The sequence below is a fragment of the Micromonospora sp. NPDC049257 genome (genome assembly GCF_040678915.1).
Lineage (GTDB): Bacteria > Actinomycetota > Actinomycetes > Mycobacteriales > Micromonosporaceae > Micromonospora > Micromonospora antibiotica.
Genome location: NZ_JBFAQU010000023.1, coordinates 32,565 through 49,409, shown reverse-complemented (window position 1 = coordinate 49,409; position 16,845 = coordinate 32,565). Strand labels below are relative to the sequence as shown.

Sequence of the window (16,845 nt, the reverse complement as noted above, 5' to 3'; positions counted from 1 at the left end):
TCGAGCGGACACTCGTCCGCCTAGCGGTCAACGAGAGGGTGGATCATGGCGGAGGAGACACCGGGCCGGACCGGCCCGCTGCACGGCGTCGTGGTGGCCGACTTCTCCCGCATCCTCGCCGGGCCGTACGCCACCATGCTGCTGGCCGACCTCGGCGCCGAAGTGATCAAGGTGGAGGGGCCCGGCGGCGACGACACCCGCACGTGGATGCCCCCGGTCCGCGACGACGTCTCCACCTACTACCTGGGCATCAACCGCAACAAGCGGTCCATCGCCCTTGACCTGAAGGACCCCGACGACCTGGCCGTGGCCCACCGGCTGGCCGCCCGGGCCGACGTCCTGATCGAGAACTTCAAGCCCGGCGGGCTGCGCCGCTTCGCCCTCGACTACGACACCGTGGCCGCCGGCAACCCCCGGGTGGTCTACGCCTCGATCAGCGGGTTCGGCACCGGCGCGGGCGCGGGCTACCCCGGATACGACCTGATGGTGCAGGCGATCTCCGGGCTGATGAGCCTCACCGGCGACCCGGACGGCTCGCCCTACCGGGCCGGCATCTCCGTGTTCGACGTGATGGCCGGGCTGCACGCGTCGATCGGCATCCTGGCCGCCCTGCACCACCGCCACGACTCGGGGCGCGGCCAGCACGTCGAGGTCAACCTGCTCTCCTCCGCGCTGTCCGGGCTGGTCAACCACAGCAGCGGCTACGTCGCGGGCGGAGTGGTGCCCTTCCGGATGGGCAACGCCCACCCCAGCCTCTTCCCGTACGAGCCGTTGCCCGTCGCCGACGGCGAGCTGATCGTGATCGCCGGCAACGACGGGCAGTTCCGCCGGCTCTGCCAGGTGCTCGACCTGCCGGAACTGGTCGACGACCCCCGGTTCACCCGCAACCAGGACCGCACCGCCAACCGGGAGGAACTACGTCCGCTGCTGGTCGAGCGGCTGCGCCGGCGCACCCGCGACGAGTGGTTCACCGACCTGATGGCCGCCGGGGTGCCCTGCGCCCCGATCAACACCATCGACGGCGGGGTCGCGTTCGCCGAACGCCTCGGGCTGGACCCGGTGGTCACCGTCGGCGAGGGCGCCGCCGCGGTCCCCGGCATCCGGCACCCGATCACCCTTTCGGACACCCCCGCGCGGTACGGCACCCCGCCGCCCGCGCTCGACGAACACGGCGAGGAGATCCGCGCGTGGCTGACCGGCAGCTAGACTTCCCGACCTCGATCGGCACCTCCGACCCGACCACCATCCGGCTACTCGGTCAGGACCTGGCCGGTGACCTGATGGGTCGGGTGGGCTTCGGTGAACTGGCCTTCTGGCTGGTCGCCGGGCGTCGCCCCGGCCCCGGCGAGGTCCGCGTCTTCGAGACCGTCCTGGTGGCCCTGGCCGACCACGGCTTCACCCCCACCGCGATCGCCGCCCGGCTGACGTACCTCAGCGCGCCGGAGGCGTTGCAGGGCGCGATCGCCGCCGGCCTGCTCGGCGGCGGCTCCCGCTTCCTCGGCGTCACCGAAGACTGCGGCCGGTTCCTCGCCGACACCCTCGCCGGTCTCACCGAGCCACCCACCGACGACGCCGGCTGGGACGCCGTCGCCCTGGACGCGGTCCGCGCCGCCCGCGCCGCCAAGCGCCTGGTGCCGGGGCTCGGCCACCCGGTGCACAAGGAGACCGACCCGCGCACCCCGGTGCTGATCGCGATCGCCGAGCAGGAGGGGCTGCGCGGGCCGCACCTGCGGCTGTTCGAGGCGATCGGCCGGGTCCACCCGCAGGTACTCGGCCGCACCCTGCCGCTCAACGGCGCGGGGGTGTGTGGCGCGGCCCTGGCCGACCTCGGCCTGCCCATCGACCTGCTGCGCGGCTTCGCGCTGCTGGCCCGCACCGCCGGCCTGCTCGGCCACCTCGCCGAGGAACGCCGCCGCCCGCTCGGCATGGACATCTACCGCACCGTCGACCGCAACGCCCGGTACGTGCCGGACGACGCCGACTGATCCCCACCCCACCGTCTGCGAGAGGAGCGGCCATGGCCCAGGTCGTCGCGGTCATCGCCTCCACCCACCACCCGTTCTACTACCGCGCCACCACCGCCACCGGCGAGGACCGGCCCCCGTTCGCCGACGAGTGGGCCCGCAAGATCCTCGCGTTCCGGGAGACCCTCACCCGGGCCAGGCCGGACGTGCTGGTGATGGTCGGCTCGGACCACTTCCACCAGCTCTGGCTGGACAACATGCCGCAGTTCCTGGTCGGCAAGGCCCCGTTCTACGACGCCAACTGGTACAACGAGGAACGCGAGTTCGGGCTGCCCCGGATGCTGCTGCGCGGCCAGGAGGACCTGTCGGCCCACGTGCTGCGGGCCGGCCTGGACGCCGGTTTCGACCTGGCATTCAGCAACGAGCTGCGCATCGACCACAGCATCACCTGCCCGATCATCACGCTGCGGCCCGAGGCGGACCTGCCGATCGTGCCGATCTACACCAACATCTTCGCCCCGCCGCTGCCGCAGCCGAAACGGTTCGTGCAGCTCGGCGCGGCCATCCGGGAGATCGTCGAGAGCTGGCCGAGCCACCTGCGGGTGGCCGTCATCGGCACCGGCCACCTGTCGTTGGAGCTGGGCGGGCCCCGCCAGTTCGGCCCGCAGGGCCCGGACCCGGAGTTCGACCGCCGGGCGGTGGAGTGGATCGCCAACGGCGACCTCGACGGCTGCCTGTCCGAGGTGACCCTGGACAGCCTGCACGCCCCCGGCAACGCCACCCACGGCTTCATGGACTTCATGCTGATGATGGGGGTGGCCGGCGCGGGCGCCAAGGCCGACCACGTGGACACCCTGGACCTGTTCCACACCATGGAGGCGTACTTCACCTGGTATCCGAACGGAGCGCCGGCATGAGCCGCTACCTGGTCGACAAGTTCCTCTACACCGTCGACCGCGATCCGGAGCTGGTCGAGCGCTACCGCACCGACCCGCACGCCACGGTGGCCTGGTGGGAGGCCGAACGCGCCAATGCCGTGCTGAACTGCACCACCGGTGAGGCGAGCACCTGGCTGCGGTTCACCGACGAGGAACGCGACGCGTTGGCCAGCCACGACCACGTCCGGCTCTTCGCTCTCGGCGCCCACCCGTTCCTGACGTTGACCCTGTTCATCGCCATGTTCGAGCGGGACCACGACGAGCCGATGGCCTACCAGAAGCAGTACGGCCTGCGGTTGGCCCACTTCTCGCTGCCCTACCCGGACATCGCCACCTGATGACCGCCGGACCCGACGCCGCGTCGATGCCCGCCGTCGTCGTCACCGGTCACGGCGAGCCACCCGAGGTGGTCACCCGCCCCCGCCCGGTGCCGGCCGAGGGTGAGGTGCGGGTACGGGTCACCGCCGCCCCGCTGACCCCGCTGGACCTGCTCTGCGCCTCGGGCACCTCCTACCTGGGCGCCCCGGCGCTGCCGTACGTCCCCGGGGTGCAGGGCGTGGGCACCCTCGACGACGGCACCCCGGTCTGGTTCCCGACCCGGGCGGGACTGGCCCCCGGTGACGGCAGCCTGGCCGGGTACGCGGTGGTCCCCGCCGCCGACCCGGTCGTGCTGCCGGACGACGCCGACCACTGCCTGGTGGCTGCCCTCGGGCTCTCGGCGGTCGCCGCCTGGGCGGCGTTGACCCTGCGGGGCGGCCTGCGCCCCGGGGAGGTGGTGCTGGTGCTGGCCGCCGGTGGCACGGTCGGTCAGGCCGCGGTGCAACTCGCCCGGCTCGCCGGGGCGGGCCGGGTGGTCGCGGCCTGCCGGTCCGACGCCGCCGTCTACTCCGCCCGCCGCTGCGGCGCGGACGCGGTGGTCCGGCTCGCCGACACCGACGATCCGGAGACCCTCGCCCGGCGGTTCCGGCAGGCCGCCGCCGGCCCGGTGGACCTGGTGCTGGACCCCCTGTTCGGGGTGCCCGCCGCGGCGGCCCTGCGCGCCCTGGCCCCGGGCGGCCGGCTGGTCAACCTCGGCGGCTCGGCCGCACCGACCGCGACGATCGACTCGGCGACCCTGCGCGGCGGGTCGTTGCGGATCCTGGGCTACACCAACAACGAGCTGACCGCCGCCGAACGCGCCACGGCGATCACCCTGGTCGCCGGGCACGCCGCCGCCGGTCGGTTGACCGTCACCCACCAGGTACGGCCGCTGGCCGAGGCGGCGCAGGCCTGGGCCGACCAGCGCGCCGGCACCACCGCCGGCCGGTTCGTGCTGGTGCCCCCGGGCTGACCGTCCGCTCCGTGCAGCCCGTCGGCGACAGCGTCGGCCGGTCGGCTTCCATCCGGCCGACCGGCGATGCCGTCGTCTGCGGGCGGGAGCAGGTCGGCTGACCGATTCCCGACCGCCGCTGCCGCCGGGTTGCCTGCCGGCGCGAGGATGAGGCGGTGCTCGAGCTATCACCGCGGGTCGCCGTCCTCGTCGTCGATGCCGCCCGTACGGCCGTCACCCGCTACGCCCCGGAGGAGCTGGAGGTCTTCGACGCGGTCGCCGCCGACTGGCGGGCCGGCACCGGGCGACCCGCCCGGACGTCGGGGGCACCGGGCAGCGCCGTCGGCTTCGGCATCGACACGTCACTGGTCGGCGAGCTGTTCCTGCAGGCGGTCGCCGCCGCCACCAGCGAGGTGCTCGTCCTGGGTGCGACCGGGATCGGCACCGGGATCCTGGCCGGCTGGCGTCGCCGCCGTCGCCCGTCCGAACCGTCCCCGGGAACCGAACCGTCGTCGACCCCGCCGGCCGGGGACCGGGACGGCACGTCGGCCGACCCTCGACCGGCCGTCTGCGCGTCCGCCGCCCCGCTTCCCGGCACACCGGCACAGCAGGACCGGCTGGAGCTGACCGCCGAGCAGGCGGTCCTGCTGCGGGCGGCCTGCCGGCGGCACGCGCTCGCGCTGGGCCTGCCTCCGGAGGCGGCCGACCTGCTCGCCGATGCCACGATCGGCGCGACGGTCACCCCGGACGACCGGTGACCGGACCCGCCACCGGTCCGCCCGGTCCGGTCGACGCGGCCGGACCGGGCGCCACCCGTCCCGCCGGTGGGCCCGCCTCGGCGTCGAGCGCCGGTGGGCCCGGCCCTCGGCAACCCGTCGGGGCGGTCGGCGCGCGATCCGGTCCCGCACCGGACCGGCTGGGCTGGTGGTACCTGCTCGTGGTGGCGGCGCTCGGCGCGGTGGGCGTCGGTGCGGGAGACCTGTACTTCCTCGCCGACCGGTCGCTCAGCCTGCCCTGGGCGGTGGCGTTCGACGCCTGCGAGCGGGCGTTCGGGGCGACCACCGTCGACCCGGTGCCACCCGGGTTCACCGACTGCCTGGCCGAGCCGACCCGACAGCGGGCCCTGGTGCTGCTCGTCGCGGTCGCCGTCGTGCTGGGCTGCGCGGCGGTGCTGCTGGTGGCGGTGCCGGCGGTCGACCTGTGGCGGCTACGTCGGCACCGGCGTTTCACCGTCGGCGCGGCGGCGCAGCGGTTCGCGGTGCTCTGCGCCGCCGAGGGACTGACCGGCCGGGATCGACCGCGCCTGCTGATCGCCGGTCCACCGGTGCGGCAGGCGTTCACCGTGGGGATCGTCGGTCGACGGCCGATCGTCGTCCTCCCGGTCGGGCTCGCCCTGGCCCACCGGGACCCGCGACGGTTCGACCCGGTGGTGCGCCACGAGCTGGCCCACGTCCGGGCCCGGGACGTGGTGTGGGTGGCCGCCGTCCGCGCCCTGGTCTGGTTGCCCCTGCCGGCCGTCGCCGTCGGTGGGCTGCTGGAGGTCGGCGTGTTCGGACCGAACCGGACCGTCGCCGGGGCGTTCCTGCGGGCCGGGCTGCTGGCCACCCTGGTCGCGGTGCTGTCGGCGGCGTTGCTGCGGGCGCGTGAACGGGCGGCGGACCGGCAGGCGGCCCGGGACGACCAGGCCGGGGCACTGACCGCCCTGCTGCGCGCCGACGGCGGCGGACGGGCGCGCGGCGGGCCGGCGCGGGCAGCGCTGCGGACGGTGTTCGCCCGGCACCCGACTCCTGAGCAACGGATCAGGTCGCTGCGGGAGTCGTCGGACCGGCGCGGCGGTGAGGTCACCCAGGGGGTGGCGGTCGGCGCGGTGACGGTGGTGAGCATGGCCGCCGTCCACGAACTCGTCGCGAACGCGCACTACCCGGCGCTGGGCTGGCTGCCCCGGCTGGTCGACGTCTGGGTCGCCGCCGTGCTGCTCGTCGGCGGGCTGTTTCCGTCGCTGCTGCGGCGGGCGACCACCGCCCACCGGTCCGCGACCGCGCCCGGCTGGTGGCGCCCGGTCGCCGGTACGGGCCTGGGTCTGTTCGGCGCGACCCTGGTCGTCGCCGTGCTGCCACTGCCCGGCAGCGCGGGACTCTTCCTCGCCGAAGGGGCGGTCGCCGGTCTGGTCTTCGCCGCGGTGACCGGCGTGCTCGGCGCGGGCGCGGTGGCGCTCTGCGTGCTCGTCGCGTCGGCGCTGGCCGACCTGACCCGACCTCGCGCCGGCAGTTGGCGGTACGCCGGGTACGCCACCGCCCTCGCGGTGACGGTCGCGGTGCTCTGGCCGGTGCCGGGGCTGCCACCGCTCTGGTCCGACCCGGATCTGGTGCGGATCTGGCTGGCCTACGACCTGCCCGACACCGGTTGGCTGCTGCTCGCCCTCGGGCTGCCGGTACTGCTGGGCGTGCGCTTCCTGGTGACCGCCCGACGCGCCGACCGGCACCACGGCGGCTCCCTGGCCCGCCGGATGGTCGACTCGACCCGGGTCCGGGTGGTCGCGGTGGCCGTGCTGGTCGGCGCCGGTGGTGCGGTCGGGCAGCTGCGGTTCGCCCCGCCGGGCACCCTCGACGAGGCGGTCGGCGACGCACAGGCCCGTGGGCTGCTCACCGGGCTCGTCGGCGTCGTCGTCCTGGTGATCACCGCAGCCGGGTCCGACCCCGGTCCGACGAGCCACCCCGGTCCCGCGTCCCCGTCGGATCCCGGGGCCGGTCATTCACCCGCCCCGGGCCGTCGGGGCGGGGTCGCGGACCGGCTCGGTGGGGCGTTGCTCGCCGCGACCGCGGCGACCCTCGGGTCGGCGCTGGTGCAGTACCTGGACGCGGTCCTGGCCGGGCGGTCCGCCGACGGGTCGGCGTTGCGGCTGACCGTGGGCAACCCGCTGGTCTGGCTGCTGTATCTGGCGGCCCTCGTCGTGCCGGTGCTGCTGCTGCCCCGGGCCGTACCCCGCCGGCTGGTGCTGCCGACCCGGCTGGTGCTGCCGACGGCGGTGTCGATCGTGCTGACGGTGACCGTGCTGGTGCTCGGGCCGGGGGTGCCCGGCGTCCGGGTCCCGGTGCCGACGGCCGGCACCTCGTCCGCCTCCCGCGCAGCCCCTGACGCGACGACCCCGTCGGCACGGGTGGTCCCCGCCCCGACGTCCGCTGCCGACCCGCCGCCCGCTGCCGGGCGACGTCTCACCGCTGCCGAGGCGCGGGTCGCCGTCGATGCCGTCCGGTCGGCGCTACCGACGTCCTGGGAGTCCCGACCGGTCACCGCCGCCGGCAACGATCGGATCGAGCCTACCGAGTGTGTCCCGCTGGCCCGCGACAGCTACCTCGACCGGCTCAGACCGGGGGAACGGGCCCGGGCGGCGGCGCGGTACGCCACCCCACGCGGCAGACTCGGCATCGCCTCGACCACGGTGGAGGTCGGTGTCACCTCGTACGTCGGGCCGGTGGGCGGGGGCGTGTTCGCCGCCGCCGAGACCGCCCGGGCCGCCTGTCGGCGGTTCGTCAGCGGTGGCGTGCGGTTCACCGTCGGGGGCCGCCCCGCCCCGGCCCTGGGTGAGCAGTCCTGGCGGGTCGACTATGCGCTGGCCGTCGGTAGCGGGCGGAGCCGGATCACCGGTGCGACGGCATTCGTCCTGGTGCGGGTGGGACACAACCTGGTCGCCGTGTCCATGGTCGTGACGGCACAGCCGTTGGACGAGCGGCTGCTCACCGCTGTGGTGACCACCGTGGTCGGTGCACTCGGTCCGCCCTGACCGTCCACGACCCACACCGGGCGGCCGATCGGACGGCGTCCCGCCCGACGCGGAACCGTCTGCCACTTTACTGTTAACAAACTTTAAATTACCGTGGGGCAGTCACCGGGTTCGATCCGAGCGGCGCGTCGTAGGGCCGTCCGGCGCCCGCCGTCGACCGCACGTCCCGCCCCGAGGAGGGTCCCCATGCGTCGAACCGTCACCGTCCCCCTGCTGGCGACGGGTGCCGTCGTCACCTCCCTGGGTCTCGCCGCGCCCGCCCAGGCCCACGGCTACGTCTCCGCCCCGCCCAGCCGCCAGGCCCTCTGCGCCCAGGGGAAAGTGCCCGACTGCGGTCAGATCCGGTACGAGCCGCAGAGCGTCGAGGGCCGCAAGGGGCTGCGCAGTTGCAGCGCCGGGATCACCGGGTTCGCCGTCCTCGACGACGACAACCGGGGCTGGCCGGCCACCCCGGTCGGCAGCACACTCACCTTCACCTGGGTGAACACCGCCCGGCACGCCACCAGCAACTGGGAGTACTTCGTCGGCGACACCCGGGTCGGTGTCGTCGACGGCGGCGGCCGGCAACCCGAGGCCACCGTCTCGCACACCGTCAACCTGGGCGGCCTCACCGGCCGGCAGAAGATCCTCGCCGTCTGGAACATCGCCGACACCGCCAACGCCTTCTACTCCTGTGTGGACGTGCAACTCGGCGGCGGTGGCCCGACCCCCACCCCGACCCGTACCCCGACTCCCACCTCCACCCCCACCCGTACGGTCACCCCGCCCCCGACCACTCCCGGGCCCTCGCCGACCGCCGGCGGCACCTGGACGGCCGGCCGCAGCTACCAGGTCGGCGACCTCGTCACCTACCAGGGGGCGAGCTACCGGTGCCGGCAGGCGCACACCGCGCTCCCGGGCTGGGAGCCGCCGTACGTGCCCGCCCTGTGGACCCGGGTCTGACCGGCGTCGCCGTGCCCGTCCACCGAATCCGGGCCGTGCCCGTACCCCGGCAGGCGGATGGCGGAGCGCCACCGTCCACCATCGACCGCACCCGGTCCGACCGCCGCCGTCCCGGCCTGCGCCGACTGGGTGTGGTGGTCGGCGCGGTCGTGCTGCTCACCGGGTGCGCGCCCGCCGTGTCCCCGGCCACCCCGGGGCCGCCCCCGTCGAGCGGGTCCGGCCCGCCGCCCGTGATCGGCGGATCCGACCTGGTGTTCCTGCACACCATGACGGCCCACCAGGAGCGCACCCTGGTCATCGTCCGGGTCGCGCCGCAGCGGATCCGCCACCCGCGACTGCGTACCCTGGTCGCCGCCATAGACGCGACCGAGACCGACGAGGTCGCCCAGGCCCGCGAGTGGCTGCGCGCCGCCGGGGCGGAGCCCGGCGGGCACCGGCACGAGCATCCCGCCCCGGGCGGCGCACCCGACCCGGTGTCCCGGCTGCGGGACACCCCCGTCACCGGGTACGACGCCGCCCTGGTGGCGGTGCTGGTGGTGCAGCAACGGCAGGCGGCCGTGCTGGCCCGGGCCCACCGGGCGTCGGCGGTCTCCCCGATCGTGCGCGACCTGGCCCGGCGCATCGACGAGTCCCGTACCGCGCAGGTCCGGCTGCTCACCGAGCTGCCGGTGGCCCGGGTCGCGCCCTGACCGGGCGGGCAGCTGTCGGCGGACGACCGGCCCCACCAGCCGACGTCAGCAGTACGGTGGGGTGCCGGAGCCATAGCGCAAGCGGCTGAAATAACCACCCGTACGGTCAGCGGGTGGGAGTCGTTCGGCCACCCCGACGGAATCGATGTTCCTCGTCTTCCTTGGCCCCGGTATAGTCCCGTCAATCCTCATTGGAGTGTCGCAGGGAAAGCACGTGATCTGCGTGATGGCAGCTGGGCTGGAGAACGCGGTGGCCGGCCCACCATTCGTCGGGCGGCACCCGGAGATCGCGCGTCTGCGCGCCGCGCACGTCGACCGCGTACGCACCGCGACGCAGGTGGTCTGCGAGGTGGTGGGCGACCCCGGCATCGGCAAGACCCGCTTCGTGCACGCGGCGTTGGACCGCTGCGCCCCGGCCCTGCCCCTCGTCGTCGGCACCGGCGCGGAGGCCGAACAGGGCATCCCGTTCCACGTCTTCCGGCACGCCTTCGGCACCGCCCGGCCACCCCGGGCCGACCCACGGCGACCTCCCACCGGTGGGGCCGAACCCGACGGCGCGCTGCTGCCCCGCTTCGCCGGCCCGGTCGACGTGCGGCTGTTCCGCACCTATCAACTGGCCCGCCGGCTGCTCGCCCTGGCCGCCCGGGACGGGCTTACCCTCGTCCTGGACGACCTGCACTGGGCCGACACCGCCTCCATCGGGCTCGTCACCCACCTGCTGCGTTACCCGGTGCCCGCGCCGCTGCTGCTGATCCTGGCCTACCGGCCCCGGCAGATGGCCACCGCGATGCCGTTCGGCCCACCGGCCACCGGCGTCCCGGCGGGTCGGTGCCGGGAACGCATCGAGCTGGAGCCGCTCAGCCTCGCCGAGACCGTCGAACTCTACCCGGACGACGACCCGGATGAGCTGGACGAACGCCACGAGTGGGCCGCCGGTGTCCCCGGCTACCTCACCGCACTGGCCGGCGTCGTGCCGACCGGTGACCGTGACGCCCCGTCGACCGGCCCGCCCCGGCTCACCGACCGGGCGGTGGCCACCCTGCGTGCCGAGTGGGCCGGCCTGCCCCCGGCCGACACGGCGTGCCTACGCGCCGCCGCAGTGCTGGACACGCCGTGCGCGGTGGAACTGCTCGCCGAGGTGGCCGGCCTGCCCCCACCGCTGGTCAACGAGTCCGCGTGGCGCCTGGTCCGCCGCGACCTGTTGCGGGTCGTCCCGGCGACCTCGCGGTTCACCTTCCGACATCCGCTGCTGCGCTCGGCGGTCCGTCAGGACACCGACCCGGCCTGGCGGGCCGAGGCCCACCACCGAGCGCTGACCGCGTTGCTCGCCGGGGACGCGCCTCCGGCGGAACGGGTGGCGCAGGCCGAACAGCTGCTCGGCCTGCCCCACGACCGGCCGGTCGAACCGTACGTCGAGGTGCTCTGCCGGGCCGCGAGGGAGATCCGCCGCGAGGCCCCGGAACTGGCCGTCCGTTGGCTGCGGGCGGCGTTGCGCGCGTTACGCCCACCGGCCGGTTCCCCCGACAGCCGGCACGACGTCACCCTGCTGTTGGCCCGGATCACCGGGGAGGCGGGCGACCTCGCCGAGAGCCGGACGTTGCTGCGGGAGGTCGTCCCGGAGCTGCCCGCCGACCCGGCGGGTCGGCGGGCAGCCGCCGTCGCCCAGTGGGTGCGGGTGGAACGGCTGTTGGGCAACTACGCGGAGGCCGCCGCGATCAGCCGCCGGGAGCTGATCAGGATGCCGACGCCGAGCGCCGGGGCGTACCAGCTCGCCACCGAACTCGGTGCCGTCGGCATCCTGTCCGGCCACCCCGCGCCGGTGCCCGGCGGCGCACCCGACGGAGACGCCAGCGGCATCGACCGGGCCGGTCTGCTCGCGGTACGGGTACTCGCCGCCGCCCACGACGGTGACGTCGCCATCGCCCGGGACCTGCTCGCCACCGCGACGCCGATCGTCGACGCGCTGCCCGACCGGGACCTGCGCGACCACCCCGACTGTCTGCTGGCCCTGGGCCTGGCCGAGCTGTTCCTGGAACGCCCCGCCGACGCCAGCCGGCACCTGGACCGCGGCATCGCCCTGGTCCGTGACGCCCACCGCGACGACGGCCTGTGCCAACTGCTGCTCGGCCGCAGCCAGGTGGCCTACCACCGGGGGCAGCTCGGCACGGTGATCGCGCTGGCCACCGAAGCCGGGACCGTCGCCCGCCGGATCGGCAGCCGTTCCCTGCTCAGCTTCGCCCTCGCGTTCGAGGCGCAGGGCACCGCCTGGCGGGGCGGCCCCCGCGACGACGAACGCGCGGTGGCGCTGGCCCGCGGCGCGGTGGAGTACGCCAGTGACCTGGACAGCTGGTCCGGGCGCACCGCGGCGACCGCGTTGGCCACCGCGACCCTGCTCGCCGGTGACCCGGTCACCTGCCGGGAGATGCTCACCGACGCCGGTGGGGACAGCCGACTGACCCGCCTCCAGGCATCCCTGCGTCCGATGTGGCACGAGCTGCTCTGCGCTGCGGCGCTGGCCGCCGGGGAACTGCCCGAGGCGCAGCGCCGGGCCGAGGCCGCGTTGGTGGCCGCCGACCTGATCGACCTGCCCGGGCAGCGCGCCTTCGCCGAGTCGGCGTACGGGGAGGTGCTGCTCGCCCGCGGGGAGGTGGCGGCGGCCATGCCCTACCTGCGTGCCGCGGCGGACCGGTTCCGGGCCGCCGGCATGGTGTTGCGGCACAGCCTGGCCCTGGTCTCGATCGCCCGCGCGGCGGACGTGGTGGACCAGGGCGGTCCCACCGCCGCCCGGGCCCGCCACCGGGCGTTGGAACTGGCGGCCCGGTGCGGCACCGACCGGGTCGGCCTGCGGCTGGCCCGACCGCTGCGGGCGCTCGCCGAGACCGCGCTGACCGACCGGGAGTGGCACATCGCCCGGCTGGCCACCACCGGTGTCACCAACCGGCTGATCGGCCGTCAGCTCCACATCAGCCCCCGCACCGTGGAGGCGCACCTGACCCGGATCTACCGCAAGGCGGGGGTGGAGTCCCGGTCCGGTCTGGTCGCCTGGGTGTCCCGCTTCGACGACACGGACCGCTGACCGGCCCCGCGACGCAGGAGCGGCCCACGGGTCGGTCACGACCCGGTCAGCCGTTGTCGACGGGCCGCTGCGGGCCGGGCGGATTCTCCAGCAGGTCCGCGACGTAGGCCTCCGCCTGGTCCTCCACCGCCAGCCGGAACGCCTCGGTGAGCACGTTGACCACCCCCTGGGTCAGCAGGATCGTCTCCCGGTCCACGTCGGACCACGACGGACGGTCACCGGTGCCACCCAGTTCGGGGGCGAGGGCCAACATCCGGGCGGTGACGGCCGCGACCAGTTCGTCGGCGAGGGGCCGGACGCTGTCCAGCACCTCGCTGAGCGCCTGCAACGCCGGCACCGTGCCCATCCGTACCCGGTGCAGGTCCAGCGCGGCGCGCAGCGGCCGGGGCCGCACCGTGCGGACCGTGCCGTCGGGGGCACGTCCGAGCACCCCGTGCCGGGTCAGCGCGTGGGTGAGCGCGGGCCGTTCGGTGGCCAGCCGTTGCAGCATCGCGGTCAGGCCGTCGGGTGCCTCGTCGCCGCTGCGCACGCCGAGCATCGCCTCGATGGAGACCAGGTTGAAGCCCTGCCGTTGCAGGGTCAGGATGGCCTCGAGGCGGCGGACGTGGGAGTCGTCGTAGAGCGCTACCCGACCCCGGCGCACCGGTGGGGCCAGCAGCCGGCGGGCCTGGTGGGCGCGGATGTTGCGCGCCGACATCCCCACCTTACGGGCTAGCTCCTCCACGGTGTATCCGACCGCGGTGCCGGCGGTAGCCGGCCCGGTCGTCACCCGGTCGATGGTCACGGTGGCCTCCGCAGGCGTCGGGGACGGGGTACGGCGACCTGCCGGCCGGTTGCGGCGGACGGCGGGACTTCCCGGGGCCGAGCGTATGACCGGGTAACTGCCGGGCGACAGGAGGGGAACCACTACTTGTCCCCGTCGGCGATCAACCATTATCCTCCGTGAGCGCGCGATCACTGTCCCGTATCGCCCGGTCTCTCCACTCCTGTCCCACCGGTCAGCCTGTCCCAGCGGTCAGCCGGCGCGGGCGGGCGCGGTGAACGGCAGCAGCACCCGGAACACGGTCGCCCCCGGCACGCTGTCCACCCGGATGTCGCCGTGGTGCTTGTTGACCACGATCCGGTACGAGATGTCCAACCCCAGACCGGTGCCCTCACCGACGCCCTTGGTCGTGAAGAAAGGCTCGAAGATGCGCGGCCGTACCGCCTCGGGAATGCCGGGTCCGGTGTCGGCCACCTCGACCGTCAACAGGTCGCCGGCCCGCCCGGTGCGCAGTGTCAGCACGCCCTGCGCGCCCATCGCCGACAGGGCGTTGTCGATCAGGTTCGTCCACACCTGGTTCAGCTCAGCCGCGTACGCCGGCAGGGGCGGCAGGTCCCGGTCGTAGTCGCGGACCACCCGTACCCCCGGCGGGATCTTGGCCTTGAACATCACCAGGGTGGCGTCGAGCAGGTCGTGCACGTCCACCACCTGGTGCGGGGCCCGGTCCAGCTGCGAGTACTGCTTGGCCGCGCCGACCAGGGTGGAGATCCGGGTGACCGCGTCGTCGATCTCGGCCATCAACTGCTCGGTGTCCAACGTGTACGCAAGCCACCGCACCGCCGACTCCAGGTCCTGCGGGCCGACCACCTCGCGGACCTGTTCCAGCCAGGCGACGTCCAGGCCGGCGGCGACCAGTGTCGGCGCCAGGTCCCAGCCGGCGGTGAGCCGCTGCCCGTCCAGCCAGTCGGCCAGCTCGTCCTCGGCGTCGCTGACGGCCATCGGGGACAGTTGCGGCGCGCGGGCGGCCCGCTTCACCGCCTCCTCCTGCAACTCCACCAGGGCGTGCAGCCGGCTGCCGTCGAGCCGGCCGTCGGCGATCATCGCCAGTTTGTGCCGCATCCCGGCGACCCGGTCCCGCAACGCCGAGGTGGCCCGTACGGCCGCGCCGGCCGGGTTGTTCAGCTCGTGGGTGAGCCCGGCCGACAACGAACCGAGGGCGAGCAGCCGTTCCCGCTCGCCGACGATGCTCTGGGTGTCGCGCATCCCGAAGAACAGCCCCTCCAGCAGGTGCATCGCCATCGGGAACCAGGTCCGCACCGCGTGGGCGAACGTCTCGGAGGGCAGCACCAGGAACTCGGCGTCGGTGACCGCCCGCAGGGTGTTCAGGTAGACCTGGTCGACCTGCCCGCCCAGGTACGCCTGGGTGGCCCCGCCGTACACCCCGCGCTGGTCGGTGCGGTTGACCTCCAGGTCGTCCCCGTGCACCCGCCGGCTCATCGACACGGTGCCGGACAGCAGGGTGAAGAAGCAGGTCGCCGGCTCGCCCTCGGCGTAGACGACGGTCCCGGCGGCCCGCTGCTCGACCCGGCCGTGCTCGGCCAGCCAGTCGAGCTGCCCGGCGTCGAGGGCGGCGAACAGGAACAGCTCCCGCAGCTGGTCCGGGGTGAGTCGTTCGTCGGAGTCGCTCACTGTGCCTCCAGATAACGGTGTACCAGCGAGACGGCCATCGCGCCCTCACCGACCGCCGAGGCGACGCGCTTGACCGACGAGGCCCGCACGTCCCCGGCGGCGAACACCCCCGGCAGGCTCGACTCGAGGTGGTACGGGTCGCGGGCCAGGGTCCAGCCGGGTGGTCGCCGGCCGCCTGCGGTCAGGTCCGGGCCGGCGACGATGAAGCCCCGCTCGTCGCGGACCAGCACCCCGTCCAGCCACTCGGTGCGTGGTTCCGCGCCGATGAAGATGAACAGCCAACTGGCGTCCATCTCGCGGACGTCGCCGCTGCGGGTGTCGCGCAGCCGCAGTCGTTCCAGGTGCCCGTCACCGTCGCCACCGACCACCTCGGTGTGCGGGTGCACGACGATCCGGTCGTTGCGTTCCAGCTGCTGGATCAGGTACGACGACATCGAGGCGGTCAGGTCGGCGCCCCGGATCAGCAGGTGCACCTGGCTGGCGTACCGGGAGAAGTACACCGCCGCCTGGCCGGCCGAGTTGGCCCCGCCGACGATCCACACGTCCTGGTCGACGCAGCTCGGGGCCTCGGTCGACGCCGCGCCGTAGAACACCCCCAGCCCGGTCAGGTCGGCCAGGCCGGGCGCGTCGAGCACCCGGTAGGACACCCCGGTGGCCAGCACCACCGTGTGGGCGGCGATGGTGCTGCCGTCGCCGAAGTGCAGCAGCCGGGCCGCCCCGGCGCTCTCCAGCCCCACCACCTCGCGGGTGCTGAGCAGTTCCGCGCCGAACTTCAACGCCTGCCGGCGGGCCCGGTCGGTGAGCTGGGCGCCGGAGACCCCGTCGGGGAAACCGAGGTAGTTCTCGATCCGGCTGCTCTGCCCGGCCTGGCCGCCGGTGGCCCGCCGCTCCACCAGCACGGTGCGCAGCCCTTCCGACGCCCCGTAGACGGCCGCGCCGAGTCCGGCCGGCCCGCCACCGACCACCACCAGGTCGTAGAAGTCGGCGGACGGGGCGACGGTGAGCCCGGCCACCGCCGCCAACTCCGCCTCCGTCGGGGCGATCAGCGCCTTGCCGTCCGGGGTGACCACCAGCGGTACGTCGGTGGCGTCGGCCCCGGCGGCGGCGAGCAGCCGGCCACCCTCCGGGTCGTCGGTGAGCAGCCAGCGGTAGGGCACCAGGTTGCGGGCGAGGAAGTCCCGGACCGCGAACGACGGGGCCGACCAGCGGTGCCCGACCACCCGGATCTCGTCGCTGGCCTGGTCGGGGCTGGCCGCCCAGGCCTCCAGCAGGGTGTCCACCACCGGGTAGAGCTTCTCCTCCGGCGGGTGCCACGGCTTGAGCAGGTAGTGGTCCAGGTCGACCACGTTGATCGCGTCGATCGCCGCCTCGGTGTCGGCGTACGCGGTCAGCAGCACCCGGCGGGCGGCCGGGAAGAGGTCCATCGCGGCCTCCAGGAACTGGATGCCGTTCATCTCGGGCATCCGGTAGTCGGCCAGCAGCACCGCCACCCGTTCGCCGCGCAGCTTGATCTCCCGCAGCGCCTCCAACCCGCCGGAGCCGGAGTCGGCCCGGACCACCCGGTAGCGGTCGCCGTAGCGGCGGCGGATGTCCCGGGCGACCGCCCGGGAGACGGCGGGGTCGTCGTCGATGGTGAGGATCACCGGCTGTGCCATGGTGCCCATGTAAGCACAGCGGGCGGTCCGGGCCGCCGC

General features: G+C 74.6%; 13 protein-coding genes. 10 read left to right on the top strand and 3 right to left on the bottom strand.

Going from position 1 to position 16,845, the window contains the following annotated elements; genetic code table 11:
• Positions 1–45: 45 nt before the first annotated feature.
• From AB0K25_RS25580 to AB0K25_RS25535, 10 genes are all read left to right on the top strand, one after another.
• Entirely contained in the window at positions 46–1,206 is a 1,161-nt protein-coding gene (locus AB0K25_RS25580; RefSeq protein ID WP_219461928.1) for a CoA transferase, read from the top strand.
• Positions 1,188–1,985 carry a citryl-CoA lyase gene (locus AB0K25_RS25575; RefSeq protein ID WP_219461930.1) on the top strand — a complete coding sequence of 266 codons (798 nt, stop codon included), beginning with the start codon at positions 1,188–1,190 and terminating at the stop codon, positions 1,983–1,985. The genes AB0K25_RS25580 and AB0K25_RS25575 overlap by 19 nt, the downstream gene beginning before the upstream one ends.
• A gap of 32 nt (positions 1,986–2,017) precedes the next feature.
• Positions 2,018–2,881: an extradiol ring-cleavage dioxygenase gene (locus AB0K25_RS25570; protein WP_145920058.1), complete on the top strand. Its 864-nt coding sequence runs from the start codon at positions 2,018–2,020 to the stop codon at positions 2,879–2,881.
• On the top strand, positions 2,878–3,240 hold the full coding sequence (locus AB0K25_RS25565; RefSeq protein ID WP_208565987.1) for a hypothetical protein: 363 nt from the start codon (positions 2,878–2,880) through the stop codon (positions 3,238–3,240). Before AB0K25_RS25570 ends, AB0K25_RS25565 begins: the two co-directional genes overlap by 4 nt.
• Complete coding sequence (locus AB0K25_RS25560) at positions 3,240–4,232, top strand: zinc-binding dehydrogenase (protein WP_363823126.1); 993 nt, start codon at positions 3,240–3,242, stop codon at positions 4,230–4,232. Before AB0K25_RS25565 ends, AB0K25_RS25560 begins: the two co-directional genes overlap by 1 nt.
• A gap of 155 nt (positions 4,233–4,387) precedes the next feature.
• Positions 4,388–4,969: a hypothetical protein gene (locus AB0K25_RS25555; protein WP_219461932.1), complete on the top strand. Its 582-nt coding sequence runs from the start codon at positions 4,388–4,390 to the stop codon at positions 4,967–4,969.
• Positions 4,966–7,992: a M48 family metalloprotease gene (locus AB0K25_RS25550; RefSeq protein WP_363823123.1), complete on the top strand. Its 3,027-nt coding sequence runs from the start codon at positions 4,966–4,968 to the stop codon at positions 7,990–7,992. Before AB0K25_RS25555 ends, AB0K25_RS25550 begins: the two co-directional genes overlap by 4 nt.
• Before the next feature lie 186 nt (positions 7,993–8,178).
• Entirely contained in the window at positions 8,179–8,934 is a 756-nt protein-coding gene (locus AB0K25_RS25545) for a lytic polysaccharide monooxygenase (protein WP_363823121.1), read from the top strand.
• Positions 8,935–8,969: 35 nt separating this feature from the next.
• The gene (locus AB0K25_RS25540) at positions 8,970–9,623 is read left to right on the top strand and encodes a DUF305 domain-containing protein (protein ID WP_363823119.1); all 654 of its coding nucleotides are present in this window, start codon (positions 8,970–8,972) and stop codon (positions 9,621–9,623) included.
• Positions 9,624–9,819: 196 nt separating this feature from the next.
• On the top strand, positions 9,820–12,699 hold the full coding sequence (locus tag AB0K25_RS25535) for a LuxR family transcriptional regulator (RefSeq protein WP_219461945.1): 2,880 nt from the start codon (positions 9,820–9,822) through the stop codon (positions 12,697–12,699).
• Positions 12,700–12,745: 46 nt separating this feature from the next.
• Here the strand turns inward: AB0K25_RS25535 and AB0K25_RS25530 are convergent, their stop codons facing one another.
• From AB0K25_RS25530 to AB0K25_RS25520, 3 genes are all read right to left on the bottom strand, one after another.
• Positions 12,746–13,483 carry a MerR family transcriptional regulator gene (locus AB0K25_RS25530; protein ID WP_219461946.1) on the bottom strand — a complete coding sequence of 246 codons (738 nt, stop codon included), beginning with the start codon at positions 13,481–13,483 and terminating at the stop codon, positions 12,746–12,748.
• A 231-nt stretch (positions 13,484–13,714) separates the two neighbouring features.
• Complete coding sequence (locus tag AB0K25_RS25525; RefSeq protein ID WP_357018565.1) at positions 13,715–15,151, bottom strand: ATP-binding protein; 1,437 nt, start codon at positions 15,149–15,151, stop codon at positions 13,715–13,717.
• Positions 15,148–16,806: an FAD-dependent oxidoreductase gene (locus AB0K25_RS25520; protein ID WP_363823116.1), complete on the bottom strand. Its 1,659-nt coding sequence runs from the start codon at positions 16,804–16,806 to the stop codon at positions 15,148–15,150. The genes AB0K25_RS25525 and AB0K25_RS25520 overlap by 4 nt, the downstream gene beginning before the upstream one ends.
• Positions 16,807–16,845 lie beyond the last annotated feature (39 nt).